The organism is Mesorhizobium sp. B3-1-6, from assembly GCF_006439555.1.
Lineage (GTDB): Bacteria > Pseudomonadota > Alphaproteobacteria > Rhizobiales > Rhizobiaceae > Mesorhizobium.
In genome coordinates this window covers 37,545-62,866 of sequence record NZ_VFTM01000031.1, presented here as the reverse complement: position 1 = coordinate 62,866, position 25,322 = coordinate 37,545, and the positions used below count along the sequence as shown (strand labels likewise).

Annotated in this window: 29 protein-coding genes, 4 tRNA genes and 1 pseudogene; 16 read left to right on the top strand and 18 right to left on the bottom strand. The window is 61.7% G+C overall.

What is annotated here, in order from left to right:
- Positions 1 to 9: 9 nt before the first annotated feature.
- Positions 10 to 213, bottom strand: a complete 204-nt coding sequence (gene secE, locus FJ414_RS24625; RefSeq protein ID WP_027170383.1) for a preprotein translocase subunit SecE — start codon at positions 211 to 213, stop codon at positions 10 to 12.
- Between the two features lie 565 nt (positions 214 to 778).
- Here secE and FJ414_RS24620 point away from each other — a divergent pair.
- Positions 779 to 1,468 (top strand): annotated as a pseudogene (locus FJ414_RS24620) (nucleotidyltransferase domain-containing protein); the annotation flags it as partial.
- Positions 1,469 to 1,575: 107 nt separating this feature from the next.
- Here the strand turns inward: FJ414_RS24620 and FJ414_RS24615 are convergent.
- The 5 genes from FJ414_RS24615 to tuf form a co-directional block, all read right to left on the bottom strand.
- Entirely contained in the window at positions 1,576 to 2,334 is a 759-nt protein-coding gene (locus tag FJ414_RS24615; protein ID WP_140646977.1) for a hypothetical protein, read from the bottom strand.
- 434 nt (positions 2,335 to 2,768) lie between these two features.
- Positions 2,769 to 2,844: transfer RNA gene (locus FJ414_RS24610), tRNA-Trp, on the bottom strand.
- A gap of 146 nt (positions 2,845 to 2,990) precedes the next feature.
- On the bottom strand, positions 2,991 to 3,476 hold the full coding sequence (locus FJ414_RS24605) for a group II truncated hemoglobin (RefSeq protein ID WP_140646976.1): 486 nt from the start codon (positions 3,474 to 3,476) through the stop codon (positions 2,991 to 2,993).
- Positions 3,477 to 3,623: 147 nt separating this feature from the next.
- The gene (locus tag FJ414_RS24600; protein WP_140646988.1) at positions 3,624 to 5,162 is read right to left on the bottom strand and encodes a hypothetical protein; all 1,539 of its coding nucleotides are present in this window, start codon (positions 5,160 to 5,162) and stop codon (positions 3,624 to 3,626) included.
- A 279-nt stretch (positions 5,163 to 5,441) separates the two neighbouring features.
- Positions 5,442 to 6,617, bottom strand: a complete 1,176-nt coding sequence (gene tuf, locus FJ414_RS24595; protein ID WP_140646975.1) for an elongation factor Tu — start codon at positions 6,615 to 6,617, stop codon at positions 5,442 to 5,444.
- Between the two features lie 228 nt (positions 6,618 to 6,845).
- On the opposite strand from tuf, the gene FJ414_RS24590 reads away from it, so the two are divergent.
- Positions 6,846 to 7,733, top strand: coding sequence for a DMT family transporter (locus FJ414_RS24590; protein WP_140646974.1), 888 nt, complete (start codon positions 6,846 to 6,848; stop codon positions 7,731 to 7,733).
- Positions 7,734 to 7,808: 75 nt separating this feature from the next.
- Here the strand turns inward: FJ414_RS24590 and FJ414_RS24585 are convergent, their stop codons facing one another.
- Positions 7,809 to 8,066, bottom strand: coding sequence for a GlsB/YeaQ/YmgE family stress response membrane protein (locus FJ414_RS24585; RefSeq protein ID WP_027170387.1), 258 nt, complete (start codon positions 8,064 to 8,066; stop codon positions 7,809 to 7,811).
- A 130-nt stretch (positions 8,067 to 8,196) separates the two neighbouring features.
- On the opposite strand from FJ414_RS24585, the gene FJ414_RS24580 reads away from it, so the two are divergent.
- Positions 8,197 to 8,652: a YidB family protein gene (locus FJ414_RS24580; RefSeq protein ID WP_140646973.1), complete on the top strand. Its 456-nt coding sequence runs from the start codon at positions 8,197 to 8,199 to the stop codon at positions 8,650 to 8,652.
- A 73-nt stretch (positions 8,653 to 8,725) separates the two neighbouring features.
- On the opposite strand, the gene FJ414_RS24575 is transcribed toward FJ414_RS24580, so the two are convergent.
- Both FJ414_RS24575 and FJ414_RS24570 read right to left on the bottom strand, forming a co-directional pair.
- Positions 8,726 to 8,799: transfer RNA gene (locus tag FJ414_RS24575), tRNA-Gly, on the bottom strand.
- Between the two features lie 87 nt (positions 8,800 to 8,886).
- A tRNA-Tyr gene (locus tag FJ414_RS24570) sits at positions 8,887 to 8,971 on the bottom strand.
- A gap of 199 nt (positions 8,972 to 9,170) precedes the next feature.
- On the opposite strand from FJ414_RS24570, the gene FJ414_RS24565 reads away from it, so the two are divergent.
- On the top strand, positions 9,171 to 10,028 hold the full coding sequence (locus FJ414_RS24565; RefSeq protein ID WP_140646972.1) for an RNA methyltransferase: 858 nt from the start codon (positions 9,171 to 9,173) through the stop codon (positions 10,026 to 10,028).
- A 117-nt stretch (positions 10,029 to 10,145) separates the two neighbouring features.
- Here FJ414_RS24565 and FJ414_RS24560 read toward each other — a convergent pair whose 3' ends face one another.
- The 3 genes from FJ414_RS24560 to gcl all read right to left on the bottom strand — a co-directional run bounded on the left by FJ414_RS24560 (position 10,146) and on the right by gcl (position 13,776).
- Positions 10,146 to 11,063: a 2-hydroxy-3-oxopropionate reductase gene (locus FJ414_RS24560; RefSeq protein WP_140646971.1), complete on the bottom strand. Its 918-nt coding sequence runs from the start codon at positions 11,061 to 11,063 to the stop codon at positions 10,146 to 10,148.
- Between the two features lie 107 nt (positions 11,064 to 11,170).
- Positions 11,171 to 11,968, bottom strand: coding sequence for a 2-oxo-tetronate isomerase (gene otnI, locus FJ414_RS24555; protein WP_140646970.1), 798 nt, complete (start codon positions 11,966 to 11,968; stop codon positions 11,171 to 11,173).
- 26 nt (positions 11,969 to 11,994) lie between these two features.
- Positions 11,995 to 13,776 (bottom strand): glyoxylate carboligase, encoded by a 1,782-nt coding sequence (gene gcl / locus FJ414_RS24550; RefSeq protein ID WP_140646969.1) that lies wholly within the window; start codon positions 13,774 to 13,776, stop codon positions 11,995 to 11,997.
- Between the two features lie 203 nt (positions 13,777 to 13,979).
- Between gcl and bhcR the strand changes: the two genes are divergently transcribed.
- Complete coding sequence (gene bhcR / locus FJ414_RS24545) at positions 13,980 to 14,801, top strand: HTH-type transcriptional regulator BhcR (protein ID WP_140646968.1); 822 nt, start codon at positions 13,980 to 13,982, stop codon at positions 14,799 to 14,801.
- Here the strand turns inward: bhcR and FJ414_RS24540 are convergent, their stop codons facing one another.
- Entirely contained in the window at positions 14,802 to 15,161 is a 360-nt protein-coding gene (locus FJ414_RS24540) for a hypothetical protein (protein ID WP_140646967.1), read from the bottom strand. It lies immediately after the preceding gene.
- Between the two features lie 200 nt (positions 15,162 to 15,361).
- On the opposite strand from FJ414_RS24540, the gene FJ414_RS24535 reads away from it, so the two are divergent.
- Positions 15,362 to 15,733 carry a hypothetical protein gene (locus FJ414_RS24535; protein ID WP_246672496.1) on the top strand — a complete coding sequence of 124 codons (372 nt, stop codon included), beginning with the start codon at positions 15,362 to 15,364 and terminating at the stop codon, positions 15,731 to 15,733.
- A gap of 100 nt (positions 15,734 to 15,833) precedes the next feature.
- Here FJ414_RS24535 and FJ414_RS24530 read toward each other — a convergent pair whose 3' ends face one another.
- The 3 genes from FJ414_RS24530 to FJ414_RS24520 all read right to left on the bottom strand — a co-directional run bounded on the left by FJ414_RS24530 (position 15,834) and on the right by FJ414_RS24520 (position 16,895).
- Entirely contained in the window at positions 15,834 to 16,142 is a 309-nt protein-coding gene (locus FJ414_RS24530) for a BA14K family protein (RefSeq protein ID WP_140646966.1), read from the bottom strand.
- A 203-nt stretch (positions 16,143 to 16,345) separates the two neighbouring features.
- Entirely contained in the window at positions 16,346 to 16,552 is a 207-nt protein-coding gene (locus FJ414_RS24525) for a hypothetical protein (protein WP_140646965.1), read from the bottom strand.
- Positions 16,553 to 16,727: 175 nt separating this feature from the next.
- Positions 16,728 to 16,895: a hypothetical protein gene (locus tag FJ414_RS24520; RefSeq protein ID WP_095767587.1), complete on the bottom strand. Its 168-nt coding sequence runs from the start codon at positions 16,893 to 16,895 to the stop codon at positions 16,728 to 16,730.
- 150 nt (positions 16,896 to 17,045) lie between these two features.
- Between FJ414_RS24520 and FJ414_RS24515 the strand changes: the two genes are divergently transcribed.
- The 5 genes from FJ414_RS24515 to FJ414_RS24495 all read left to right on the top strand — a co-directional run bounded on the left by FJ414_RS24515 (position 17,046) and on the right by FJ414_RS24495 (position 18,956).
- Positions 17,046 to 17,121 (top strand) — tRNA-Thr (locus FJ414_RS24515).
- A gap of 340 nt (positions 17,122 to 17,461) precedes the next feature.
- Entirely contained in the window at positions 17,462 to 18,163 is a 702-nt protein-coding gene (locus FJ414_RS24510) for a Crp/Fnr family transcriptional regulator (RefSeq protein WP_140646964.1), read from the top strand.
- Positions 18,164 to 18,246: 83 nt separating this feature from the next.
- On the top strand, positions 18,247 to 18,492 hold the full coding sequence (locus tag FJ414_RS24505; RefSeq protein WP_140646963.1) for a hypothetical protein: 246 nt from the start codon (positions 18,247 to 18,249) through the stop codon (positions 18,490 to 18,492).
- A gap of 8 nt (positions 18,493 to 18,500) precedes the next feature.
- A complete protein-coding gene (locus FJ414_RS24500; RefSeq protein ID WP_140646962.1) occupies positions 18,501 to 18,728 on the top strand; it encodes a hypothetical protein in 228 nt (75 codons plus the stop codon).
- The gene (locus FJ414_RS24495) at positions 18,729 to 18,956 is read left to right on the top strand and encodes a hypothetical protein (protein WP_246672495.1); all 228 of its coding nucleotides are present in this window, start codon (positions 18,729 to 18,731) and stop codon (positions 18,954 to 18,956) included.
- A 48-nt stretch (positions 18,957 to 19,004) separates the two neighbouring features.
- On the opposite strand, the gene FJ414_RS24490 is transcribed toward FJ414_RS24495, so the two are convergent.
- Complete coding sequence (locus FJ414_RS24490) at positions 19,005 to 19,619, bottom strand: TetR/AcrR family transcriptional regulator (RefSeq protein ID WP_140646961.1); 615 nt, start codon at positions 19,617 to 19,619, stop codon at positions 19,005 to 19,007.
- A gap of 92 nt (positions 19,620 to 19,711) precedes the next feature.
- On the opposite strand from FJ414_RS24490, the gene FJ414_RS24485 reads away from it, so the two are divergent.
- The 5 genes from FJ414_RS24485 to FJ414_RS24465 are packed head-to-tail and all read left to right on the top strand — an operon-like array spanning position 19,712 to position 24,253.
- Positions 19,712 to 20,794: a spermidine/putrescine ABC transporter substrate-binding protein gene (locus FJ414_RS24485; RefSeq protein ID WP_140646960.1), complete on the top strand. Its 1,083-nt coding sequence runs from the start codon at positions 19,712 to 19,714 to the stop codon at positions 20,792 to 20,794.
- Between the two features lie 8 nt (positions 20,795 to 20,802).
- On the top strand, positions 20,803 to 21,648 hold the full coding sequence (locus FJ414_RS24480) for an ABC transporter permease (protein WP_140646959.1): 846 nt from the start codon (positions 20,803 to 20,805) through the stop codon (positions 21,646 to 21,648).
- Positions 21,649 to 21,650: 2 nt separating this feature from the next.
- Complete coding sequence (locus tag FJ414_RS24475) at positions 21,651 to 22,433, top strand: ABC transporter permease (protein WP_140646958.1); 783 nt, start codon at positions 21,651 to 21,653, stop codon at positions 22,431 to 22,433.
- Positions 22,430 to 23,494: an ABC transporter ATP-binding protein gene (locus FJ414_RS24470; RefSeq protein ID WP_140646957.1), complete on the top strand. Its 1,065-nt coding sequence runs from the start codon at positions 22,430 to 22,432 to the stop codon at positions 23,492 to 23,494. The genes FJ414_RS24475 and FJ414_RS24470 overlap by 4 nt, the downstream gene beginning before the upstream one ends.
- 3 nt (positions 23,495 to 23,497) lie before the next feature.
- Positions 23,498 to 24,253 (top strand): MBL fold metallo-hydrolase, encoded by a 756-nt coding sequence (locus FJ414_RS24465; protein ID WP_140646956.1) that lies wholly within the window; start codon positions 23,498 to 23,500, stop codon positions 24,251 to 24,253.
- Positions 24,254 to 24,325: 72 nt separating this feature from the next.
- Here FJ414_RS24465 and FJ414_RS24460 read toward each other — a convergent pair whose 3' ends face one another.
- A complete protein-coding gene (locus FJ414_RS24460; protein WP_140646955.1) occupies positions 24,326 to 25,255 on the bottom strand; it encodes a hypothetical protein in 930 nt (309 codons plus the stop codon).
- Between the last annotated feature and the right edge of the window lie 67 nt (positions 25,256 to 25,322).

Sequence of the window (25,322 nt, the reverse complement as noted above, 5' to 3'; positions counted from 1 at the left end):
ACCGCCGAATTAATGCCCGAGACCCAGGATCCACTCGATCGCATAGCCCATCAGAATATCGGCAGCGAAGAAGAACAGCATCGCGATCACCGCGAACACCAGGACCATCACGGTCGAGATCATGGTTTCGCGCCGCGAAGGCCATGTCACCTTGGCCGTCTCCGCGCGAACCTGCTGGAGAAAGGTGAAGGGATTAGTGGTTTTCGAAGCCATGTGCCGCCTGTTTCAAGACCCGTTGGCCGGGCCTCCTGGATGATCCCGCTGACCGGGACGTGCCGCCTGGGCTCTATACGGCGCGAATCAGCGCCGCTATTTCACCCACGCAAATCAGACGCGTAAAGCCGGCTTCCCAGCTCCACGCGTCGCGTGTCTGTCTTGTCTACATAAAACCGATTCTTAATCCACGCAAGTGGCAAGGGTCCGCTTTATGTCCTAACGCCGCCTCGGAACCATCCAGTCGTCCCGTCCCGGCTATACGGGGCTTATGCCCCAATTCCTGCCATATGGCAAGCCGTCCGCCGATTTTCAACCGCGGAGCGGCCGCTCATCGGCTTGCGACCCAGGAAAATGACACGGGCAGCAGGGCTCGAACCTACGACCTACGGTTTTCCGCTGCTTTCGCGCAGAAATGAGGTGAGTATCAGGCTGTGTTCACTAATGCAGCGTTTCCATGGTGTGGGGCTTTGCCTTTTTCCTCGCAGTGGCGGTAGACTTCCTGTGTGATAGACCGAAATTGCCCCTCTCAGGCTGAAGCTCTGGCGATTGCCGAACTGCATTTCGCACGCGCTACGAGGGGGCATCCTTCGCGTACGCCGCAGGATCGATCATGCGCGGCAAAGGCACTTACTTTTCTGATATTGATCTTGTCGTGATCTACGACCACCTCGAAGCAGCCCGTCGGGAGTCCTTCGTCGTCGAGGGAATTCCGATCGAAGTGTTCGTTCACGACCGGGAGACGTTGGCTTGGTTCATAGATGAAGATGTGTCGCGAGGTCGCCCCAGCATCCTAAACATGATTGGTGAGGGCGTGATCATCGGCGCGGAGCAGGGCCAGGCCGAAGCGCTGCGCAGTGCGATATCAACTCTTCTGCAGAAGGGGCCACCTCCACTGTCGCCAACTGCTTTGAACGCACTGCGCTACGAAATTACAGATGCGATTGATGACCTATGCGGCGATCGACCTTTTGAAGAGGTGATGGCGATCGGCGCCATCCTCTATTCGAAACTCGTGGATATTGCCCTGCTAGGACGAGCGCATTGGACCGGCGCCGGAAAGTGGGCCCCACGCCTCCTCCGCGAAGTCGATGCCCACTTGGCGGACAGATTCGACAGCGCCTTTCGAACGCTGCTCAGTACTGGCGATACTGGCCCCGTGATTGCGGTAGCCGAAGCTGAGTTGGCCCCCCACGGCGGTAGGCTCTTTGACGGGGATTGCCGCGTCGCGCCTGCGTCATGGCGCGTGCGTTAATAGCTACCTGGGACGGCATCTCCCCGAGCGATGGATTCCCTCAGACGGAAGTGAAACACCTGTTAGTCATGTCGTCTGCGATCTTGGGCAGAGACCGAAAAAAAGGTTCAAACTCGAAGCCAGTTTCCCACCAGCAGAGCGATGACTAGCAAGGCCACCAGTCGCACAAGGCTTACAAACTGGCAACTGCGTCTCAGCGCCTCGGAAATGTCTTTCAGGTCCGCTTGCATGGGATCCGAGGGATAGTTCATCCCCTGCGACCCAAACCAATAATGACACAGGAAGATGAGGCGGTAGGGCTTATAGAGTGGCCGGTGCAGCACGAACTCAAGGATCTTGGCCCCGTAGCTCAAGCTTGGATATGCAAAGCGGATGTAGTGGGTCTCGAAGACTTCGAACGCCGAAGGCTGCTTGTGCAACTCTCGAACGCTGACGATGTAGCGGCGAGACTGTTCGAAAACGTTCATCGTCAAGCTGCGTTGGGAGACATACAGGTATCTCTCCGAAACAAGCCCATGCATGATGTCCGCTGCCGCGAACTCAAAATAGACCAGCGCTTCCCGGATATCCTTTTGCAAAGCCTGCTGGGCTGGGTCTGCCTGAAGCTCGCCATAGGTCGGAAATGGCGTCCGGCTCTGCAAGTAGGGATTTGAGAGCCTTCTCAGGATCGGATAGACCGGATGGGAATCGGCAAGCAGGTACTTGTTGGCCTTTTCCCGGCGAAACGCGTTGGTGGCTTGACGGGCCGAGATGTACCAGCCGAGGATCACTAGAATGCCGGTCAGGAGGACGGCATATCCATCCGGAATGTCGATGATCGATTTGTGCGGCCCAAGTCCAATCAGATGGCCGAGAAACTCGCCCATAACAAAAAGCCCCCAGGAAAAACCCCGGGGGCCTTTTAACGCGTTTGCACGCAGAATTAAATAATGATGATGTCTCTCATGTGGAGAATCCTCCGAACACGTCCTTGGTTACCTATGTAAGGTATCATATGCGCGCGGACCAGTGAACAAAAAATGAACAACATCTAAATTCGCATCCCGACAAGGCGTTCTTACCGTTGCCGCCATCTTTCGCAGCCACGGGCTCGTGATGGGCATGAACTGCACAGGTCTGCCAGATCGGGCTGCCGTTGCGCCGATAGACGTGAATTTTGCCTTCCAGAATCGTGTGTTTTTCCGCCACCGCCAGACACTCCCTGCGTGCGTGCAAGTTTGTGTAAGAGATGTGTAAGGCTAGTTTCGGCTTCTTCACGCCGCAAGGGCGATTTTTAAGTGCTTGATTTTCTTAGATGAAATGGCACGGGCAGCAGGGCTCGAACCTACGACCTGCGGTTTTGGAGACCGCCGCTCTACCAACTGAGCTATGCCCGTGCATGCGCTTGTTCGGCGCAGGCGCTTCCTAAAAGCTTCCGTGCGCTCTGTAAAGAGCACTCTGCAGTGGTTTTGAAACCCTTTGCCGGAAATCTGGATTCCATTACCGCCGGCGACCGATCGCGTTCGCCAAACAACCCCCGCGCCTACGACTTGCCGGCCGGCGGCTTGTAAGGTCCGCCCGGCACGCCCCAGCCCCAGGCCGGCATCGGCTCGGTCTCGGGATCGCAGGTTTCACCCAGATTCGAGTTCATCTTCGCCAGCCGCGATCCCCATTCGACATAGCCCATGAAGGCGGAGCGGAATTCGGGGTCGTCCGGCAGGCCGACCTCGTCCGCCGCGTCGGCAAGGAGATTGATCCAGCGGCGGCGCTGTTCCTCGGTCAGGTGCTTGCCAAGGTGATGCATCACCATTTCGCGATGGCCGCCATGCTTCTCGCTGTAGGTCTTCGGCCCGCCAAAGACTTCGCCGATGAAGACGGCGACATGCGCCGGGTGATCCGGCGACATGTGCCTGAATACCGGCCCGACGACCGGGTCCGCAGCCACCTTGTCATAAAAGGTCCGGGTCAGCCGGCTCAGCGCCTCGCCGCCACCGGCCCACGCATATAAAGTCGGGATGTCCTCGCTCATCGCCGCTCCTCCACTGTGTATAAAAGCACGAGCAGGATAGTGGCAGCGCCCTGCCCCGCTCAACCTGCCTCGATGGCCAGTACGCGCTATCTCCATTGTTTACGCAATTCCGGACGCAAAACCGTAAACACTTTTCCTGGAATTGCTCTACAGCTTCGCCGGCGCCTTCGCCTCGGCATCGGCAGCCGGAAGAACGCGGCAATTGTCCGGCCTGGGCGCGGATCTGCAAATGGTGGCGCCCGTCAGCGCGTCGACCGACTGCGGCCCGGTTATCAGCCCGAATGTCTTCAGTTCGTCCCGGCTGAGTTCCCTGTGCTTCGCATATTCGGCCGACTGCATGGCGACGAAAAAGCCCGAGCCGACCGCCATCTCGTCGAGGTAGGCCCTGACCTTGTCTTCCATGCCCATGGAATGCACAAGGAAATGCGCACCGGCGCCAACCAGGCGCCGGACGCCGCCGGCGATCATCACCGCGCAAGCCGAGTCGCATTCGGCGCCGGCGTCGATGGTGAGGCCGGCATGGAGATCGTCGGTTGCGACGCACCCCACTGCGCCCGGATCGCAATCGAGAAAATCCGTTCGGGCGACTGCGACATCCAACCCGCGCTCGCGGATCAGCCGGCCCGCGGCAAGCGCAGCCTGCACATCTCCACCCGGTGAATCGACAATGATGGGCAACCGGCGCTCCCGGATCGTATCGAGCAGTTGGCGGAGCTTGTCGGCGGTGCCTGCCCCGATCGTGCCTTCCGCCGAAATCCATTCCGGACAATCGGGATTGCAAAGTGGATTGCTGCCGCGAACAAGAACGAAGCGCATCTCCTGTTCGCGGGCCTGCGGCGCCGGCGCGGGAACCGGCGCAATGGGTGAAGGCCCGGCTTCGACGGCCGCGACCGCGGCGGGCACGCCGTTCGCGGGAACCTCGCGACAATTCGCCGGCGCCGGATTGCGCTGGCAGATGGTTCTCTCGGTCAGCAGGTCGAGCGAATCGAGACTGGTGACGAGTTTCATCTCCAGCATGTCTTCGGGCTCGATTTGCCTGATGTCGCTGGCAGGCGTCGCCTTCATCACGCCCAGCACGCCCTGCTCGACGCCCATTTCCTTCAGATAAGCCGACAGCCGCTTCTCGACCGTCCTGCTCATCTCGTAGGTCTTGTAGCTGCCGGCGTTCTTGCGGCTGACGATCCTGGTGCTGACGATCTTCTTCTTGCCGTTCACGATCCGATAGGTCGTGCGGTAGAGCAGCTTCTCGCGCTGGTAGGTGGTGGTGATCTGATGCACACCGAGATAGGCCCATTCGCCGACCACGCGGCGGATGCCGCCGGCAAACATCAGCGGACAGGCCGAATTGCACATCGCGCCGCTGTCATAGGCGACGCCGGAATAGGGCTGGCCCTTGCCGCCATTGTCCAGGCAGTTCTTCATCCCCGGCGAGCAGCCGGAAAACTCCGTGATGCCGACCGCGATATCGAGCTTGTTCTTGCGGACCATACGGCCAAGCTGCAGCGCGGCATCGACATTGCCGCCGGGAGAATTGACGACGATCGGCAGTGGCCTTCCGCCGAGCGTCTTCAGCAGGCGTCTCAGCTGCGCCGGCGTGCCGGCCTCGATCGTGCCTTCGGCGGAAATCCATTCCGGGCAGTTCGGCTCGCAGCCCGGCGCGCTGCTGCGCACGACGACGAAGCGCATCGCCGGACCGTAGTCCGCGGGCGTTTCCTTTGCGGCGGCGCCGAGCGCGGCCAGCCCTGCGGCAGCGGCCAATCCCAGCCGAAGCAGCCCGCGCCAACACCGCATGGTCTTTGAACGGAATGTTGAAACCACGTCTGGCAAGCCCCTCGGGTACAACCCATACTAGTTGCGGGGACGGTGCTTGCAACAGAATTGAAAAGGGCCGCGCGATGCCACTCCAAAACAAAGGGCGGCCCGAAGACCGCCCTTTCTTTGTCGAACCGGCAAGTGCCGGATCGATTATTCCTTGATGGTGACGACGATGCCGGCACCGACGGTGCGGCCGCCTTCACGGATGGCGAAGCGCAGCTTCTCTTCCATGGCGATCGGCACGATCAGCTCGACGTCGACGGTGATGTTGTCGCCGGGCATCACCATCTCGGTGCCCGCCGGCAGCGTCACGATGCCCGTCACGTCCGTCGTGCGGAAGTAGAACTGCGGACGGTAGTTGGTGAAGAACGGCGTGTGACGGCCGCCCTCGTCCTTGGTCAGGATGTAGGCTTCGGCAACGAACTTCTTGTGCGGCTTCACCGTGCCGGGCTTGGCCAGAACCTGGCCGCGCTCCACACCTTCACGGTCGACGCCGCGCAAGAGCGCGCCGATGTTGTCGCCGGCCTGGCCCTGGTCGAGCAGCTTGCGGAACATTTCCACGCCCGTGCAGGTCGTCTTGGTGGTCGGGCGGATGCCGACGATCTCCAGTTCCTCGCCGACCTTGACGATGCCGCGCTCGACGCGGCCGGTCACCACCGTGCCGCGGCCCGAGATCGAGAACACGTCCTCGATCGGCATCAGGAACGGCTTGTCCAGCGGACGCACCGGCGTCGGGATGTAGGCGTCGACCTGGGCCATCAGCTCGCGGATGGCGTCCTCGCCGATGGTCTTGTTGGAATCTTCCAACGCAGCCAGCGCCGAGCCCTTGACGATCGGAATGTCGTCGCCGGGGAACTCGTTCTTCGACAGAAGCTCGCGAACCTCGAGCTCGACCAGTTCCAGAAGCTCGGCGTCATCGACCTGGTCGACCTTGTTCAGGAACACAACGATCGAGGGAACGCCGACCTGGCGGGCAAGCAGGATGTGCTCGCGGGTCTGCGGCATCGGGCCGTCGGCGGCCGAAACGACCAGGATCGCGCCGTCCATCTGCGCCGCACCGGTGATCATGTTCTTCACATAGTCGGCGTGGCCGGGGCAGTCGACATGGGCATAGTGACGGTTGGCTGTCTCATACTCGACATGCGCCGTCGAGATCGTGATGCCGCGCGCCTTCTCTTCCGGCGCCGCGTCGATCTGGTCATAGCGCTTGTATTCGCCAAAATACTTCGTGATCGCCGCCGTCAGCGACGTCTTGCCATGATCGACGTGGCCGATCGTGCCAATGTTCACATGCGGCTTGGTGCGCTCGAATTTACCTTTTGCCATAGTCTCTTTCCTTGGACGGCCTTGACCTTCAGTTCAGTCGAATGCGGGGCGATTAGCGACAACGGCCGAAAAACACAAGTGCCTTGTGGCTGAGCGGATTCCCGCTCGACCCGAACCAACGGTCGATTTCAGTGGGATATGGCGCGGATATAGGGGCGCCACGCGTAAAATCAAAGGCTCCGGGCTGGCCCATTGCCGCCGCCGCGCCGCTCTGATCTTCTTCGCCGGATGCAGTTCATTCCATCCAATATCCGCGGTCCGCTGTTCATGACCGTCTCGACGGGGTCCTACCTCGTCAACGACACGATGATGAAGCTCGCGACCGCCGGACTGCCGCCCTATGAAGTGCTCCTTCTGCGTGGCGCGGCCGCCACGCTGTGGGGCGTGCCGCTGCTTCTGATGCTTGGCTACGCAAGGCAGATCCCGCTGCTCTTCGAGCGCAAGGTGCTGCGCCGCAACCTGTTCGAGCTTCTGGCGATCCTGTGCTATGTCGTCGCCTTGGCCAACATGCAGATCGCGGATTCCACCGCGCTCGGGCAGGTCACGCCGCTCATCGTGCTAGTCGGCTCCTCGATGCTATTCGGCGAAAAGATCGGCGCCACGCGCATGGCGCTGATCGGCCTTGGCTTTGTCGGAGCGCTCATGGTGGCGCAGCCGACCATGCAGGGCATTTCGGTCTATGCGCTGCTCGCGCTCGGCAACGCCGCCTTCGCGGCGGTGCGCGACCTTGCCGGGCGCAAGGTGGGCGCCGAGGTGCCGGGCATGATCGTCGCCATCTCGGCTGTCGTGGTGGTGCTGGTCGGCTCAGGCGCGGCGCATGTCGTCTCCGAGCAATGGGTGATGCCGGAAGGACATCATCTGCTGCTGATCGCCGGCGCCGGCCTGTTCCTGATCTTCGGCCATTTCTTCATCTTCATGGCCTACCGGGTCGGACCGACAAGCGCGGTCGCACCCTTCTATTACTGCTTTACCGTCTGGGCGGTTATTTCGGGACTGCTGGTGTTCGGCCAGTTTCCCAACGCGCTCGCCGTCTGCGGCATCCTGCTGGTGATGGCCAGCGGCCTCGCCATCGTCTCGCTCGACGAAAGAAAACGCCGGCTGGCGATGGTCGCCTGACGACACGAGTCCAACCAAGGTCGACCCGGAATGGGTCGACCTTCAGCAGCCGATCAAATGCGGCTTTGCTTGCCTCTACAGCGTGCGCTTGCCGGAAATCTGGTGATAGGCCCACAGCACGACGACCGAGCCGATCACGGCCACGATCAGGCTCCAGATGTTGAGGCCGGTGACGCCCGACGCGCCGAACGCGCTGAAGATAACGCCGCCGACAATGGCGCCGACGATGCCGAGCACGATATCCATGATCATGCCCTGACCGGTCTTGTTGACGATCTTGCTGCCGATGAAGCCGGCAACGATGCCCAGAATGATCCAGCTGATAATGCCCATAATTTCCCTCCAAATTTCCCCGCCGCGCCATCATGGTCATATGATTGTCAAAAGCTCAAGACAGCTTGAAATTCCGTCCGTTTGCGCCATTGTGGGGCCGGGCGGACTTGGCTGGACAAGGAGATCCACTATGGGCCTTTTCGACAACGCCGTTCCGGGCGGCAATATCACCAAACCCCTGATGATCGCGCTCGGCGCGCTTTTGGTCGGCAAGATGCTGAGCGGCAGAAGCGAAGAGGCGGCCACGCCGCAAGCGCCGGCGCCGACGCCCGCGGGAACCGACGCGTCCGCCGATGGCGGCCTGCTCGGCGGTCTCGGCGGCCTGCTCGACAAGCTGAAGAATGCCGGCCATGGCAACGTCGCCGACTCGTGGGTCGGCACCGGCCAGAACCAGTCGATCAACCCGGGCGATCTCGGCTCGGCGCTCGGCCCGGCGGTGATCCGCGAAATCGCGCAGCGCACCGGTATGAACGAGCAGGAACTGCTGCAGCAGCTCTCAACGGCGCTGCCCGGCATCGTCGACAAGCTGACGCCGAACGGCCAGGTGCCGCAGAACCATCAGGTCGCCTCGGCCTTCAACAGCTAAACGGCTGGATAAGATGGAAACGCTGCGTGCCATGGCGCGCGGCGTTTTCTTTGGGGGATGCGAGGAGGAAATCTGGAGCGGGTAGCGGGAATCGAACCCGCATATTCAGCTTGGAAGGCTGCTGCTCTACCACTGAGCTATACCCGCGCCCTGCACTGAGGTACCGGATTCACCCGAAAAGCGCCATGCACTTTCGGTCCGAGACTTTTCGTTTCAGGGCTTCCGGGCCGGCAGTGGTGGAGAGGGTTGGATTCGAACCAACGTAGGCTAAGCCAACGGATTTACAGTCCGTCCCCTTTAACCACTCGGGCACCTCTCCAGTCTGCCGCCGGAGCCATGCAACGACGCATTTTCGCCGATCCGAAGCCCGAGTAAGATCTTCTCCGAAATCAGCGAAGCGCCTTATGGCGGCAAGGCCGGTGGGTGTCAACCGGCGCGGCGAGGGTTTTTCGAGGATGTCGGGCATTCATGTCTTCAGCCCATATCCTTAGCCGGACGGGACGGCTATAGAAGCCGCCATGAGCGACGATAAAAGCAACAAGCCCGGCACGCGCAAGGACACCCACTACGCCAAGCTGAGGCGCGCGCACCGCGACCAGAAAGCGGGCGGGCCGCCGGCATTCCGGCCGCGCCAGCCGATGCAGCCGGGCGACGCGCCCGCCGACGGACTGGTGCGGCTTTACGGCCTGCACACGGTGCGGGCCGCGCTCGACAATCCGCGCCGCAGGATCAGCAAGATGCTGGTGACCCGCAACGCAGCCGAGCGGCTTTCGATCGGCGACCTTGCCGTCCTGCCCTTCAAGGCCGAACTGGTCGAACCGAAGGACATCGACAGGATCACCGGGTCGGACGCCGTGCACCAGGGCGTGCTGATCGAGGCGGAGCCGCTCAAGGCCAAGCGCCTCGACGCCCTCGGCGACACAAAGCTTGTGCTGGTGCTGGACCAGGTGACGGACCCGCACAATGTCGGCGCGATCCTGCGCTCCGCCGTCGCCTTCGGCGCCGGCGCGCTGATCACAACCGCCCGCCATAGCCCGCAGGAATCCGGCGTGCTGGCCAAATCCGCCTCCGGCGCGCTGGATCATATCGACCAGATCGAGGTGAAGAACCTCGCCGATGCGCTGGGTCAGTTGCACGAGGCCGGCTTCCAGACCATCGGACTCGATTCCGAGGGGCCGGCAGAGCTCGAGAAGACCTTCGACGGCGAGAAAATCGCGTTGGTGCTGGGCGCCGAAGGCAAGGGCCTGCGCCAGAAGACCCGCGAGACGGTCGCCGCGCTCGCTCGCCTCGACATGCCGGGCGCCATCCATTCGCTCAACGTATCGAACGCGGCGGCGATCAGCCTCTACGCGGCGAACGCATTCCTGAGGCGCTGAACCCGGATCGGTTCCCTGGCATCGAAGCGAAAACGGGTCCCAACGACGACGCAGGAACCCGTTCTCTGACAGGAAAAGAGCAGGCGGCGTGGGAACGTTGAGCCGCCCGCTCCTGACCTAAGCCGCCTTGCCCTTGGCTTGCGTTGCTTCCGCGCCAACCTCATGCGCCGCCATCCGCTCCAGCGCCCTGACCAGCGCCGAGTGATCTTCGCTGGACCCGCCATTGGCGGCGCAGGAATTGAACAGCTGCTGTGTCGTTGAAGTGTTGGGCAGCGACACGCCCAGCGCCTTGGCGCCTTCCAACGCCAGATTGAGGTCCTTCTGGTGCAGTTCGATGCGGAAGCCGGGCGCGAAGGTGCGCTTGATCATGCGCTCGCCATGCACTTCGAGGATGCGCGAAGCGGCGAGCCCGCCCATCAGCGCCTGCCTGACCTTGGCCGGATCGGCGCCGGCTTTGGAGGCGAAGACAAGAGCCTCGCCGACGGCTTCGATGGTGAGCGCCACGACGATCTGGTTGGCGACCTTGGTGGTCTGGCCGACACCGTTCGGGCCGACCAGCGTGATGTTCTTGCCCATCCTCTCGAAGATCGGCCTGGCGCGTTCGAATGACTTTTCCTCGCCGCCGACCATGATGGTCAGCGACGCCGCCTTGGCGCCGACCTCGCCGCCAGATACCGGCGCGTCGAGGTAATCGCAGCCGAGCTGGTTGATCTTTTTCGCGAATTCCTTGGTCGCGATCGGCGAGATCGAGCTCATGTCGATGACGAGCTTGCCCTTCGACAGACCGGAGGCAACGCCGTTCTCGCTAAACAGCACGTCCGCGACCTGCGGGGTGTCAGGCACCATGGTAACGATGATGTCGGCGGCCTTGGCCACCGCATTGTGGCCGGAAACGGTCTTCAGGCCCTTGGCCAAGAGATCGGCCGGCGGCTTGGAGCGGTGATCGCTGGCAATGACCCTGTAGCCGGCGTCGAGAAGATGTCCCGCCATCGGCGCGCCCATGATGCCGAGACCGATGAAACCGATGGTTTCCATGAAAGTTCTCCGTCGTGTTTGTCAAGGTCGCGTTCCTTCGCGCCCCTCTCTGGCCTGCCGGCCACCTCCCCCACGAGGGGGGAGATCAGCTGTTTCATCGCCGGCTCTTAAGCCGCGGCGCTTCCCTGCCCGGCGAATTCGCGGAACCAGCCGAGCCCGGCTTCCGTGCCGGCCTTCGGCTTGTACTCGGCGCCGATCCAGCCGGAATAGCCGAGGCGGTCGATGTGGTCGTAGAGGAAAGGATAGTTGATCTCGCCCGTCCCCGGCTCGTGACGGCCGGGATTGTCCGCAAGCTGGATATGCGCGATGCGACCGAGGTTCGCCTCGATGGTACGGGCGAGATCCCCCTCCATGATCTGCATGTGATAGATGTCGTATTGCAGGAAGATATTCGTCGAGCCGATGCGGTCGATCAGCGCCAGCGCCTGATCGCTGAAGTTGAGGAAGAAGCCCGGTATGTCGCGGGTGTTGATCGGCTCGATCAGCAGCCTGATCCCGGCCTGCTCCAGCTTCTCGGCCGCGAAGGCGAGATTGTCGGCAAAGACATTCTCCAACACCGTGCGGTCAGCCCCCTGCGGCGCGATGCCGGCCAGGCAGTTGATCTGCTCGCAGCCCAGCGCATGGGCGTAGCTGATCGCCTTGGCGACGCCCTGGCGGAATTCCGGCACGCGGTCCGGCAGCACGGCAATGCCGCGCTCGCCCTTCGCCCAGTCGCCGGCCGGTAGGTTGAAGAGAACCTGGCTGAGGCCGTTCTTCTTCAGGCGAGCCGCGACGACGTCCGGCGCATGATCATAGGGGCCGATATATTCGACGCCCTTGAAGCCGGCGCGGGCCGCGGCGTCGAAGCGATCGAGGAACTCATGCTCGCCGAAGAGCATCGAAAGATTGGCTGAAAAACGCGGCATGCTTTTTCTCCTTCGCCCGCCTGAACTCAATCCAACATCATGATGGCCGTCGGCGCATCCTCGTTGCGTTCGGCAAGTTCCTCGAATTCGGTGATCTTGTCGATTTCCGTGCCCATGGAAATGTTGGTGACGCGCTCGAGGATGAATTCGAGGACGACCGGAACCTGGTGCTCCTTGATCAGCCGCTGCGCTTCCTTGAAGGCGCCGGCGAATTCCTCGGGCTTCTTCACGCGGACCGCCTTGCAGCCCATCGCCTCGGCGACCGCGACATGGTCGACGCCGTAGCCCGCCTCCGGATCGCCTGCACGGTTGACGTTCTCGAAGGCGAGGCTCACCTCGTAATCCATCGAAAAACCCCGCTGCGCCTGGCGGATCAGGCCGAGATAGGCGTTGTTCACGACGACATGGATGTAGGGCAGCTTGTGCTGCGCGCCGACGGCCAACTCCTCGATCATGAACTGGAAGTCGTAGTCGCCGGAGAGCGCGACGATATCTCGGTCCGGATCGGCGGCGCGCACGCCAAGCGCCGCCGGCAGCGTCCAGCCGAGCGGGCCGGCCTGGCCGCAATTGATCCAGTTGCGCGGCTTGTAGACGTGCAGGAACTGCGCGCCGGCGATCTGCGACAGGCCGATCGTGGTGACATAAGTGGTGTCGCGGGCGAATGCCTTGTTCATCTCCTCATAGACGCGCTGCGGCTTCAGCGGCACCTGCTCGAAATGCGTCTTGCGCTTCATCGTCTTCTTGCGCTGCTGGCATTCCTTTGCCCAGCCCGACCAGTCGCGCAGCTTGCCGGCGGTGCGCCATTCGGTGGCGACGTCGAGCAGGATCTTCAGCGCGGCGCCCGCATCCGAGACGAGGCCGAGATCCGGCGCGAAGACGCGGCCGATCTGGGTGGGTTCGATGTCGACATGGATGAATTTTTTCCCCTTCGTGTACACATCGACCGAGCCGGTGTGGCGGTTGGCCCAGCGGTTGCCGATGCCGAAGACGAAGTCGGATGCCAGCATCGTCGCGTTGCCGTAGCGGTGCGAGGTCTGCAGGCCGCACATGCCGGCCATCAGCCGATGGTCGTCGGGGATCGCGCCCCAGCCCATCAGCGTCGGGATGACCGGCACGCCGGTGACTTCGGCGAACTCGATCAAAAGATCGGAAGCGTCAGCGTTGATGATGCCGCCGCCAGCGACGATCAGCGGCTTTTCCGCTTCGTTGAGCATCGAAAGCGCCTTTTCGGCCTGGGCGCGCGTCATCGCCGGCTTGAACGGAGCGAGCGGCTCATAGGCGTCGATGTCGAATTCGATTTCGGCAAGCTGCACGTCGACCGGCAGGTCGACCAGCACCGGCCCGGGCCGCGACGAGCGCATCAGGTGGAACGCCTTTTGCAGCGCCATCGGCACCAGATAGGGCTCCATGACGGTGACCGCCCATTTGGCGACGGGTGCGGCGATCGAAGCGATGTCGACGGCCTGGAAATCCTCCTTGTTGAGACGGGCGCGCGGCGCCTGGCCGGTGATGCAGAGGATCGGGATCGAATCCGCCGAGGCCGAATAGAGGCCGGTGATCATGTCGGTGCCGGCCGGACCGGAGGTGCCGATGCACAGCCCGATATTGCCGGCCTTGGCGCGCGTATAGCCTTCGGCCATATGCGAGGCGCCCTCGACATGGCGGGCAAGCACGTGGCGTATGGTGCCGCGCGCCTTCAGTGCCGAGTAAAGCGGATTGATCGCTGCGCCCGGCACGCCGAAGGCATTGGTGATGCCTTCCTTTTCGAGAACGAGAACCGCTGCGTCGACAGCACGCATCCTGGCCATGGCAAGCCTCCATTTCATTGGTTGGCTCGACAATGCCAGCGCGCCGTTGATTTTTCAATTTTTTCAGAATATTTTTTCATTTCTAGAAAAACTCTCTTGTTGCCTGATATTATTTTGTTTTTCGTTTTCCAGAAAATCCACCGCCACGATCACTGAAAAACTTTTTCATTGCATCCGGCGTCAAATCGGCGAGAATGCCGGGCATGGAAACGACGGAAAAACGCCAGCGCGGCCGGCCGCGCGCCTTCAACGGCCCGTCCGAAGCAGCATCGGTGCAGTCGCTCGACCGGGCGCTGCGGATCCTCGCGATCGTCGCCGAGGCCAGCGGGCTGTCGCTCAGCGAGATCGCGGCGCAAAGCGGCATTGCCGCCTCCACCGCCTATCGCATGCTGACGACGCTGGAAAACCACGGCATGGTCGAGTTCGATACGACCGACCAGCTCTGGTCGGTCGGCGTTGAGACCTACCGCATGGGCGCGGCCTTCCTGCGCCGGCGCAAGCTCGTCGACCGCGCCCGCATCGTCATGCAGGAACTCATGGAAAAGACCGGCGAAACGGCCAATCTCGGCGTCGCCGAGGACGATTGCGTCGTCTTCGTCAGCCAGGTCGAGACGCACCAGGCGATCCGCGCCTTCTTCCGGCCGGGCACGCGCAGCCCCTTCCATGCTTCCGGAATCGGCAAGGCGGTGCTGGCGCATCTCGAGCCCGAACGGGTCGCGGCCATCCTGCGCAAGGCAGGCCTGCAGCGCTATACCGACAAGACGCTGTCCGACATTTCGGCGCTGGCGCATGACCTCGCGACCATCAAGCGTCGCGGCTGGTCGGTCGACGACGAGGAACGCCATCCCGGCATGCGCTGCGTGGCCGCCGCCATCTTCAACGAATATGGCGAGCCGATCGGCGGCGTTTCGGTGTCCGGGCCAACGGTGCGGGTCACGCCCGAGCGACTGGCCGAGATCGGTCCGCTGGTGCGCGACGCCGCGGTCGAAGTGACGAAGATGATCGGCGGCGGCAAAGCGTTCTGACTAGGAAGCGCCCGGCAAAGCGCTCTTGGCCGATATGTCGAAGAAATCGAGCAGGATGGCCAGGCCTACGCCACAGGCCGCCAAGATGAGGCCGGCGATGAATATGCGACTGGCGCGGTCATGAATGCTTCGCTGCAGGGATTTGATGTCGAGCAGAATGGCCAGCGCCCGGATCTGCAGCGCAATGCCGACCAGGATCGGCAGGACGGCAATCAGATGGTAGGTCTGCCATGGGATCGGGTTGGCCGCCCAATGGGTGATGAAGCCTAGCGAGAACGCCAGCAGAATGCCGACGATGGTTATGGTGCCGTTGCGGAAAACCGGTTCGACCCGTTCTTCCTTGGGATCCTGATTGTCCAAGCCACCCTCCCCTCGATTGGCGTCAAAGCCAGACTAGACGCTTGCAAAATCGCTGTACATCGGTGGTTGCTGCGCAGGAGCCGGCCGGTCACTGCCGGGCCGGACGCAGGGCTGTCTTGCCGCGGCGTTTGAATGCATGCGAAAGGGCATGGATGCGGAAAACAGCTTATCTCCTATCCGCCGCCTCGCTTTGCGGATGCGTGGCGACGACACCGCCGCCGACAGCACCCGTCGGCGGCCCCAGCGGCAAACCACAGGTCGATCCTATTCCGATTTCACTGGCCCTGGAGGAGATCATCACCGCCGGCGTCCGCCAGCACCTGAAAAACCCTCTCGCCGCAAAGTTCGGAACGATGCTTGCCGGAGAGCGCACGCTGAACGGCCGCGACGAGACCGTGGTGTGCGGCTATGTCGACGACAAGGGCTCTCCCGGCGGCAGCGAACCGTTCATCGGCAAGATTTATCCCGATGCCGGAAACAGTTTTGAACTCGTCGCGATAAACGACGCTTCAGTCAGCGGCGCCTGCCGCATGGCGGGATTGGCGTTGCCCGAGCAGAAACCCAATTCCTAAGAACGCTGTCCGCCTCAAACCAATCGGGCGGATGCGTAGTGCTCGAACGCAAGAAAAGGGGCGCGTACAGCCCCTTTTCCTGTCGTTGATTTGGCTCCCCTTAGAGCCTGCAATAACGCGGGCCGTCGTAGCTCATATAGGTGTCGGAGCGCTCGTCGTAGCTGGCGTAGCGGGCGTAGCAGCGGCGGACGTGGATCGAGTCGTAGCCGTCATCTTCGACATAGACCGTACGGGGCTGCTGGGCGAGCAGGCTGCCGAGCACGAAACCGCCTACGCCGGCGGCGATGCCGATGCCGAGCTCGCGGCGGTGATGATGGTCGTGGGCGGCCGAAGGCTGGACGGTGCCGACGAGCGAGCCGGCGGCGACGGTGGTGGCGATGAGGCCGGAAACGATGGTGCGCTTGAACATGACGATCTCCTGGGTTTCGGTGGAGAGGCGAACCATCCGCCTCTTGATCATGGGTCGCAGCAAGCCGAAAAAAGGTTCGAAGATTTTTCGAGATTTTTTCGCCGACGATTTTCGCGGCCTTTCTCCTGCCTCCGACTGCTGATCGCCCGAAATGCAAAAAAGGGCGGCCCGAGGCCGCCCTTCGAAGACAAATGGTCTTCTCGTCAAAGGAAGATGATCACCTTGCCGTGGTGGTGGTGATGATTGTGGTGCCACCACCACCAGGGCTTGCCGTGATGATTGTGGGGATGATGGTTATGGTGGTGATGATGATGATTGCCATGGGCCGAGGACGTTTCGACCGTGGCGGCGAGCGCGCCGGTGGCAACGAAAACGGCGACGAGGCCGGACGTAAGGGTACGCTTCAACATGATGATCTCCTGGATCCTTGATCGAGGCGACCATTCGCCTCTCGGGAGATCAGTCGTGGCGAAGCGGCAAAAGGTTCGAAGGATCGAGTGAGTAGTCAGTAGTCGGTAGTCGGTAGGAGCCTGCAGGGCTGGCGACAAATACTCACTACTCACTATCGACTACTGACTACTCACTCTATCCCATCCCCGTGACATGCCTCAGCCAGAAGGCCAGCACGATAAAGCCGACGAAGGTGGCGACGCCGGTCCAGTCGATATTGGCCTTCTTCAGATCGCTGACGACCTTCACCAGCAGAAGCCAGGTCACGACGATGAGCGGCAGGATGATGACGAATCTGATCATGCGGCACCCCGTTCGATGCGATTGCACCTGAGCAAGATGTAGGAAGCGGCGCGACGCTTTTCAGCATGCCGGCTTAGCGCTGGATCCATTAGCAAGCCGAAACGGAGTTTTGTCTTTACTGGCGCACGAAATATGCTACCGGAGCGCCATGCCCTTGTAGCTCAGCTGGTAGAGCAGCGGTTTTGTAAACCGAAGGTCGCGGGTTCGATCCCTGCCGGGGGCACCAGAAAGTCAGTCTTCCAGTCTTCCCCCCAAAACTAAACGCGGCACTTGAGCTGGCGGGCTCGTTCAATCGCCTAACACTTTGCAAAGCCGCTATCTTTTTCAACGCCGGGGGTTAAGGGGTATACGCAGGGGTAACGTGCCACCCTAGCCAAGGCTTGTGACACTCGCGCAAATCATCAAGCGAAACGATGCGAAATCCGGCATGCAAAGTTTGGCATGCAAGCGAGCGTCGTTGCTAATCGGCCGTCCGAAGCCTATGCTTTCGATATCGGCCGCCAGGCACGTACGGATGCAGCCGACAGTGAGAGGAAAGTGCTCTTGCCCGCAACGGGAGAAGAGCCATGCCTCAATCCATTTTTCGCAACCACGTACTGAAATCCCTCGCCCGTGACGATTTCGCCCTCTTGCAGCCGTCAATGCATCACGTCGAACTGGGCATCAGAGAACAGCTAGAGGTCGCCTATCAGCCGATAGAGCAGGTGTATTTTCCCGAGACGGGGATCGCTTCGGTAGTCGCTACCATGACCAGAGGGCGCCAAAGCGAAGTCGGCATCATCGGCCACGATGGTATGACGGGTGTTACGGTCATTCTCGGCCAGGAGAGCTCTCCCAACGAGACCTATATTCAGATCGCTGGCCAGGGCTGGTGCCTGCCGGTTGAAAATCTTCGCGCGGCCCTCGCAAAAAGCCCGACCCTTGGCCGATCGTTGCTTCGCTATGCCAACGCCTTCCTCATCCAGGCCTCCCGGACCGCGCTGGTCAACGGCCACTCGAAGATCGAGGAGCGACTGGCTCGGTGGCTGCTCATGGTCCACGATCGCTCTTCAGGAAGCAAGATTTACCTGACGCACGAATTTCTGGCGACCATGCTTGGCGCCCGGCGCCCAGGGGTCACAACGGCCCTGCAAATGCTTGAATATCGGGGGCTGGTCCAAGCCAGACGCGGCGAGATCACGATCGTCGATCGCAGCGGACTGATTAAGCTCACACACGGTGCCTATGGCGAGGAAGAGCAACGCCATTTCGACGTTGTCTCCGGCTGATTGTCCGGAAGCGTACATATGCTTGATGGCCTCTGAAAATAGGGCGTAAATCACGTTGGTTTGGGCTCAGGGAGGAATTCGCAATGACCAACGCTTTTCACAGCGTCACGGTTGAAAAGGCGACCGAGGCCTATGTCCTTTCCAGGGGTCGAGCCCAGTTCCTTTCCATCTCACAGGCAATCCGCGCCATCCGGACACTTATGCCTGCCTGCAGAACCAGCGACCACGAGCTGGAGGGTATGTTGGCGGCGGCCTGCATCGTTCACGGCATTCCCGTGGCCTTCGACGCAACGATGGCCGAGGGCGAGGAAATGCGGCTCCATTCGTAGGGTCGGAGATGCTCACGGTCGCCCAGACAGGCATTTCGTCGGACGTTCGGCAGGCGATTGTCCGTTATCTGATCGATAAGGTCGACGACCCCAGCATTTCGATCGCCGACTCTGTCCATGCTGTGAGAGAGATGTTCCCACTCTGCGAGCTGACGGATTGGCAACTTGGCGATCACATCGCACGAGCCGCGATCGACGCAGGATTTGCGGTTGAATTCGACGCCGAGGTTCCCTGAATGAAGACAATGGCGGGCGCATATCTGGATCACCTTTTGGAGTGCCCCTTTTGCGGGACGATCCGCCTCCAGATCCCGGCCGACGCCCAGCCTTCAACGCCAATCAGATGCGCTGATTGCGGGCAATATCTCGGCACATGGGACGATTTGCAGACCGATTTTGAGTCCCAGGGGGGCAATGACGGAATATTCCGTCTCGACAAGGGGCGCATCCTGAAACTCGATTAGCGCCCGCTCATCAGGCGAACCTTGCATGCCGGGACCTTTCCTGAGGGCTCACACCGCAATCGCCGACACCAAAATCCGGTTCTGCCTTCGTACCGCCGCTCGCAGCTCCGGTATCCTCGCTTCGTCGCGCTTGACGAACTCGATGAACATCATGTTCATGTTGTTGAAGATCAGCTCTCCCACCGCCGGCCCGTCGATGTCCGGCCGCACGAGGCCGATCTCCTGCAGCCGCGCCATCAGGGCGCTTATTTGTTCGGTTAGCGCGCGGTCGAGCGCGGTGTAGGCCTGGCCGAAGGGGCTGTCGGGCAATTGGGTCGAGATCGCCATCGCCTGACGCCACATCTCCTTGCTCAGATAATTCAGCGAGTGCTCGATATAGATGCCGATCAGCGTGTCCAGCGCGTCGCCGACATTGGCCGGGGGGCTGGCGACCACCCCTCGCCCCGCATTCAGCACCTCGTTGACTTCCATTGAAACGATGGCGCCGAGGATGTCGCCCTTGTTCTGGTAGTAGTTGTAGATGGTGCCGATCGAGACCTCGGCCTGTGCGGCGATCGCTTCGATCTTGGCGCCTTCATAGCCGGCCTCGCGGAAAAGCGCCGTCGCCGCATCGATGATGCGGCGGTGCCGGTCCGCCTTCTGCCGTTCGCGCAATCCGCTCATACCAGCCTCTCTGCTACAAATCATAATTGACTCAATTTTAGAATTGGTTCAACTTTTCTCCAACAAGCCAGCAAAGGCAGGGAGAACACTCGATGACCGTCAATGCCCGGAATCCGCTTTCCATTCTGAAATCTCATCTTTCAGCCGCCTGCGCGACAGCCGCATTGCTGCTCGCGGCCGGCAGTGCCCAGGCCGCCGACCTCAATGCGCTGATCTGGTGCGACCATTCCGATCCGGCGCTGCTGCAGCCCTTCGAGGAGGCCAACAACGTCAAGGTCAACGTCAAGGAGTTCGAGGGCACCGGTGCAGGTCTCGCAATCGTCGAGCAGTCGCAGCCGGGCGACTGGGATGTGATGGTGATCGATAGCATCGACGTGCCGCGTGGCGTCGAAAAGGGCCTGTTCGAGCCTCTGCCTGAGGACAAATTGCCCTTCGCCGACCTCTTCCCGGAAGTGAAGATGGACAAGTCCACCGTCGTCGGCGGCAAGCGCTACGGCATCACCGAAAAGTTCGGCTACAACACGATCGGCTTCAACAAGACCAAGGTCGATCCGGCCGACATGCAGTCGCTGGCCTCGCTCACCAGCGACAAATACAAGGGCAAGATCGCGATATACGACTATTACCTGCCGGTAATCGGCATGGCCGCTTTGGCCATCGGCAAGAAGACCGCCGAACTCACCGAAGCCGACCTGCCGGCGCTGAAGGCCGAGCTTCTCAAAATGAAGGCCAATGCCAAGCTCGTCGGCGAAGTCACCGCCAGCCAGACCGCGTTAGCCACCGGCGAAGTCGACATTCTGGTCGGCGGCGGCGAGTGGGTCACTGCCGGCCTTGCCAAGGAGAACCCGGCGCTCGACTTCTCTATCCCGAAAGAGGGTGCTGTGCTGTGGTCGCAGTCGCTCGCCATGTTCAAGGATTCCAAGAACAAGGACATGGCGCTGAAATTCATCCAGTACATTATGAGCCCGGAGGGCCAGGCGCGGCTTGCGACCTCATCCTGCTACTGGGGCATGCCGTCCAACAAGAAGGCGGCGCTGAGCGACGATCAGAAGAAGATCCTGCGCTTCGACGAGCAGCCCGGCTTCCTCGCCCGCGCCCAGGCCTATCCGGCGCCGAACGCCGATCTCGATAAGAAGATGCAGGACATGTGGACCGAGATGCTGCAGGCGCAGTAAATCGGCCGATGGCATCCGCGGGAAACAATTCGCGTGCCCTGCCCTGGGCGCTGGTCACGCCGGCGCTGGCATGGACGTGTGCATTCTTCGTGCTGCCCTTCATCGCCATGGGGTTTTCCAGCCTCACGGCGCATGAAGGCGGCGGCTTCACTTTAGCCAATTACAGCCAGTTCTTCACCGACCCGTCCTACTGGCGGGCGATGGTCAACTCGCTGGAGGTCACGGCAATCGTCACCGTGATCTCGATCCTGCTCGCCTATCCCTTTGCCTGGATCCTTGCCGAGATGGTGCCGGAACGGTGGCAGCGGCTGGCGCTGATGCTGGCCGTGCTGCCGTTCTGGACCTCCTATGTCGTGCGCTCCTATTCCTGGCTGCTGGTGCTGGCGCAGAACGGCGTCATCAACCGGGCGCTGACCGGCATCGGCCTGATCGGCGAACCGCTGCAGCTCGCCAACACGCGCTTCGCCACCGTCACCGGCTTCGTGCATTTCTTCGTCATGCTTCTGACGCTGACGATCTTCGCCAATCTCAAGCAGCTCAGCCCGAGTTACCGCAAGGCGGCCGCCGATCTCGGCGCGGGACCGGTGCGCACCTTCCTGCATGTCGTGCTGCCGCTCACCTTGCCGGGCATCATGGTCGGCGCGTTCCTGACTTTCGTGCTCTGCATCGGCGACTACATCACGCCGCAGATACTCGGCGGCAACAACGAGCTGCTCATGCCGCAGCTCGTCATGATGCAGATCGGCCGCCGCGGCGATTTTCCGCTGGCCTCCGCGCTGTCGATCATCCTGATGGCCGTCGTCACCATCGCCTATCTCGCCTGCGCGCGCTGGTTGAAGATCGAGCGGGCCTGATCATGCGCGCTGCCGTCCGCTTCGCCGCCTGGGGCTACGCCATCGCCGTCTACGGCTTCATCTTCCTGCCGGTGGTCGTGCTGGTGCTGTTTTCGCTGCAGGCGACCTCCTTCCCCATCCCGCCCTTCACCGGCCCGTCACTGCGCTGGTACCAGGCGGTGCTGTCCGATGCGCGGCTCACCTCGGCATTGGTCAATTCGCTGCTGGTGGCGGTGCTCTCCTCGCTTGCTTCGGTCACGCTCGGCTTTCTGTCGGCCTGGGGTTTTGCCCGTTTCGTGCTGCCGGGCTCGGCCATCCTGCGCGGGTTGATCACGCTGCCGCTTACCGTCAGCTACCTCATCATCGGCATGGGCCTGCTGGTGCTGTTCAACTGGGCCGGCGTGCCGAAATCGCTGCTTGCGGCCGGCATCGGCCATGTCGTGATCAACCTGCCGCTCTGCTTCGCCATCATCTACAGCCAGATGGGCGATCACCAGATCAACATCGAGCGCGCCGCGCGCGACCTCGGCGCCGCCGAGTGGAAGGTGCTGGTCATGATCACCGTGCCGGTCATGGCGCCGGCAATCTTCGCCGGCTTCTTCCTGTCGATGACCTTCTCCTGGGACGAGTTCGTCATCTCCTTCCTGCTCACCCGTTTCGAGACGACGCTGCCCGTGGAAATCTGGAACCTCCTGCGCTCCGGCCTCAATCCCAAGACCAATGCCGTCGGCTCGCTGGTCTTTGCCGTCTCCATCGTCCTGGTGGTGTTTTTCGAACTGACGCTGTTGCGGAGAAAGCCGGCATGAGCGCGCCCTTGGTCGACATTCGCAACGTCTCGCACCGCTTCGGCCAGCTCCCGGTGCTGAAGAACGTCTCGCTGGCGATCGAGCCCGGCAGCTATACGATCCTGCTCGGCCCGTCCGGTTCCGGCAAGACGACGCTGCTTTCGATCCTCGGCGGCTTCGTCAATCCAAGCGAGGGCAAGGTCTTCATTCGTGGCCAGGATTGCACCGCGGTGCCGCCGGCCAAGCGCCCGACGACCACCGTGTTCCAGGACTATGCGCTGTTTCCGCATATGAGCGTCGGCGGCAATGTCGGCTTCGGGCTGCGCATGCAAGGCGTCGACGGCGCGACGAGGGTGGCGAAGGCGCGCGAGGCACTTGCGCTTGTCGGGCTGGCGGCCGCCTTCGACGAGAAGCCGCATCAGCTTTCCGGTGGCCAGCGCCAGCGCGTGGCGCTCGCCCGCGCGCTGGTCATCGAGCCTGCGGTGCTTCTGCTCGACGAGCCGCTCGGCGCGCTGGACCTGAAGCTGCGCCGGCAGATGCAGGACGAGTTGAAGGCGATCCAGAAGCGCGTCGGCACCGCCTTCATCCATGTCACCCACGACCAGGAAGAAGCGATGGCGCTGGCCGACCATTGCGTGGTGATGAATGACGGACGCATCGAGGACGAAGGCCCGCCCGAGCGGGTCTATGCGCGGCCGGCGACGCGTTTTTCCGCTACCTTCATGGGCGAGAGCACGATCCTTGCCGGCACAGTTACCGAGGCGAGGAACGGGATCGTCAGGGCCTCGACGGCGGTGGGGCCGATTTCACTGCCCGGCGCGTCGTCTGCCGGCGCCCCGGTCGCGCTCGCCATTCGGCCCGAGCACCTGGTTCTCGGCGAAGTAAAGAGCGATGTCACGCTGGGCACAGCCAAGGTCGGCGATGTCGTCTTCCAGGGCAGCTTCAAGCGCGTGCTGGCCACCTCGATGCTGGACCCGGCATTGCAGTTCATCGCCAAGGCTCCCGCTTCCGCCACCGTTCAGGCAGGCGACACGATCCCGGTTTCATGCAACGCTCAAGACATCATCCTGCTGGCGGACTGATCCATGGGTATGCTTCCGGTCATCGAGGCTCCGGACTGGTACGAAACCATCCGCATGGGCGACAGCGTCACGCTCATACATGAGCCGTGGATAAAGCCGTTCTTCCGCTGCAACATCTGGCATGTGCGCGGGCGCGACCGCGACCTGCTGTTCGATACCGGCCTCGGCCATTTCAGCCTACGGCGCCATGTTCCGCTGGTGAGCGAGCGCAAGCTGACCTGCGTCGCCAGCCACACGCATTTCGACCACATCGGCTGCCATCACGAATTCTCCGATCGCTGCGTGCATTCGGCCGAAGCCCAAATCCTTGCCGATCCGCGCAATGAATGGACGGTCGCCGACCGTTACGCCAATGAGGAGATGTTCGACGGCGCGCCGGAAGGCTGGGATACGGCGCGCTACCTGATCCTGCCGGCACCGGCGGGCCGGCTGCTCGAGCACGGCGATGTCGTCGATCTCGGTGACCGCGCCTTCGAGGTCATCCACACGCCTGGACATTCGCCCGGCGGCATCGCGCTTTACGAGAGAAGGACCGGCATCCTGCTGTCGGGCGACATCGTCTATGACGGGCCGCTGATCGACGACGTCTATCACTCCGATATTCAGGATTATGTCGGGACGCTGCTTGCTATCCGCGACCTCGACGTCTCGGTCGTGCATGGCGGCCATTTTCCGAGTTTCGGCAAGGTGCGCTACCGGCAGCTCATCGACGAGTATGTTGCGGGCAAGCGCAAGGCCGGCTGCCACCTGCGGAGGTGAAGGAGACCGACGGCGGACGATACGGTCCGGCGCTTCCGAATGGCGAAACCAGCGGCTTTCGATGCTGCCATCCTACCGCATTGGATCCGCCCGATCTTTCGAGAGCGTGATCGTATATTTCGGCGGAGTTCCATTGCGGTTTTTCTTCCAGGGTCTCAACCGGTCCTTCAGCCGAACCACAGTCTTCTTGTAGACAGGCGCCGGCAGTCCGGCCAGATCATAATAATCTTCGAGGATCGTGGTGCCCAAAAGCGCCTTCTCTTGCGTGTAGAAGGAAAAGTGCGCCGCAATCAGATCGCCGAAAACCTTGCCCGGCCGCCCAAGCTTTACGGGCAGCACAGCCGACAGCCACTCTTCTTCGTCTCCCTGAGGATGAAAAATGTCTCCCAGCTCAACTATTTCCGATCCGAAAAAGCCGATCGCGTTGATGGAGAACCGCGAAGCCCTGACTTCGCGGTCGGGCACCCGGAAATCGCCCAGGCGGCCGGTGCGCACCGCTTCGATCAGAACCGGATGCATCGCAAGCGGGAAAGTCGGATGGGACCAAGAGAACGGGCACATCGCCTGGCAGGTCAGCGGCCCTTCGATCTGAACCGCAGAGAGGTATTTAATGAATGTGTTGCAGATGGCGTTGTTGATGATAAGCGGCGCATACCACAGGGCCGAGCCCCGTTCTGGCAACACCCGTTCCATGTACTTTTCAAAAAAACCATCCTCAAGGAACACAATGTCATCGTCCAGCCTCAGATAGAAAGCATCGGGATCGTCGCAGAAACGGAAAAAGCGTCCGATGACGTCGAAACTTCCATTGGCCTGGGGCAACGTCTTGATTTTGATCCGCGAATCGGCGCTCGCTAATTGCCTAAGATAGGCGCGATCCTGCTCGTTGCGGCAGTTGTCCCACAGATGCCATTCGTGGACACGAGAGCTCTTCAGAACATGATGGCTGAGCACGCCAAGGTATTTCTCGCGCCCGGCCGGGGTAACAACGATCAGCTTCATGGATAGTCATCCTGACACGGGGCATTTTGGCGAATGTCGAATTAGCCCTCAGTCGATAACCGGCCGC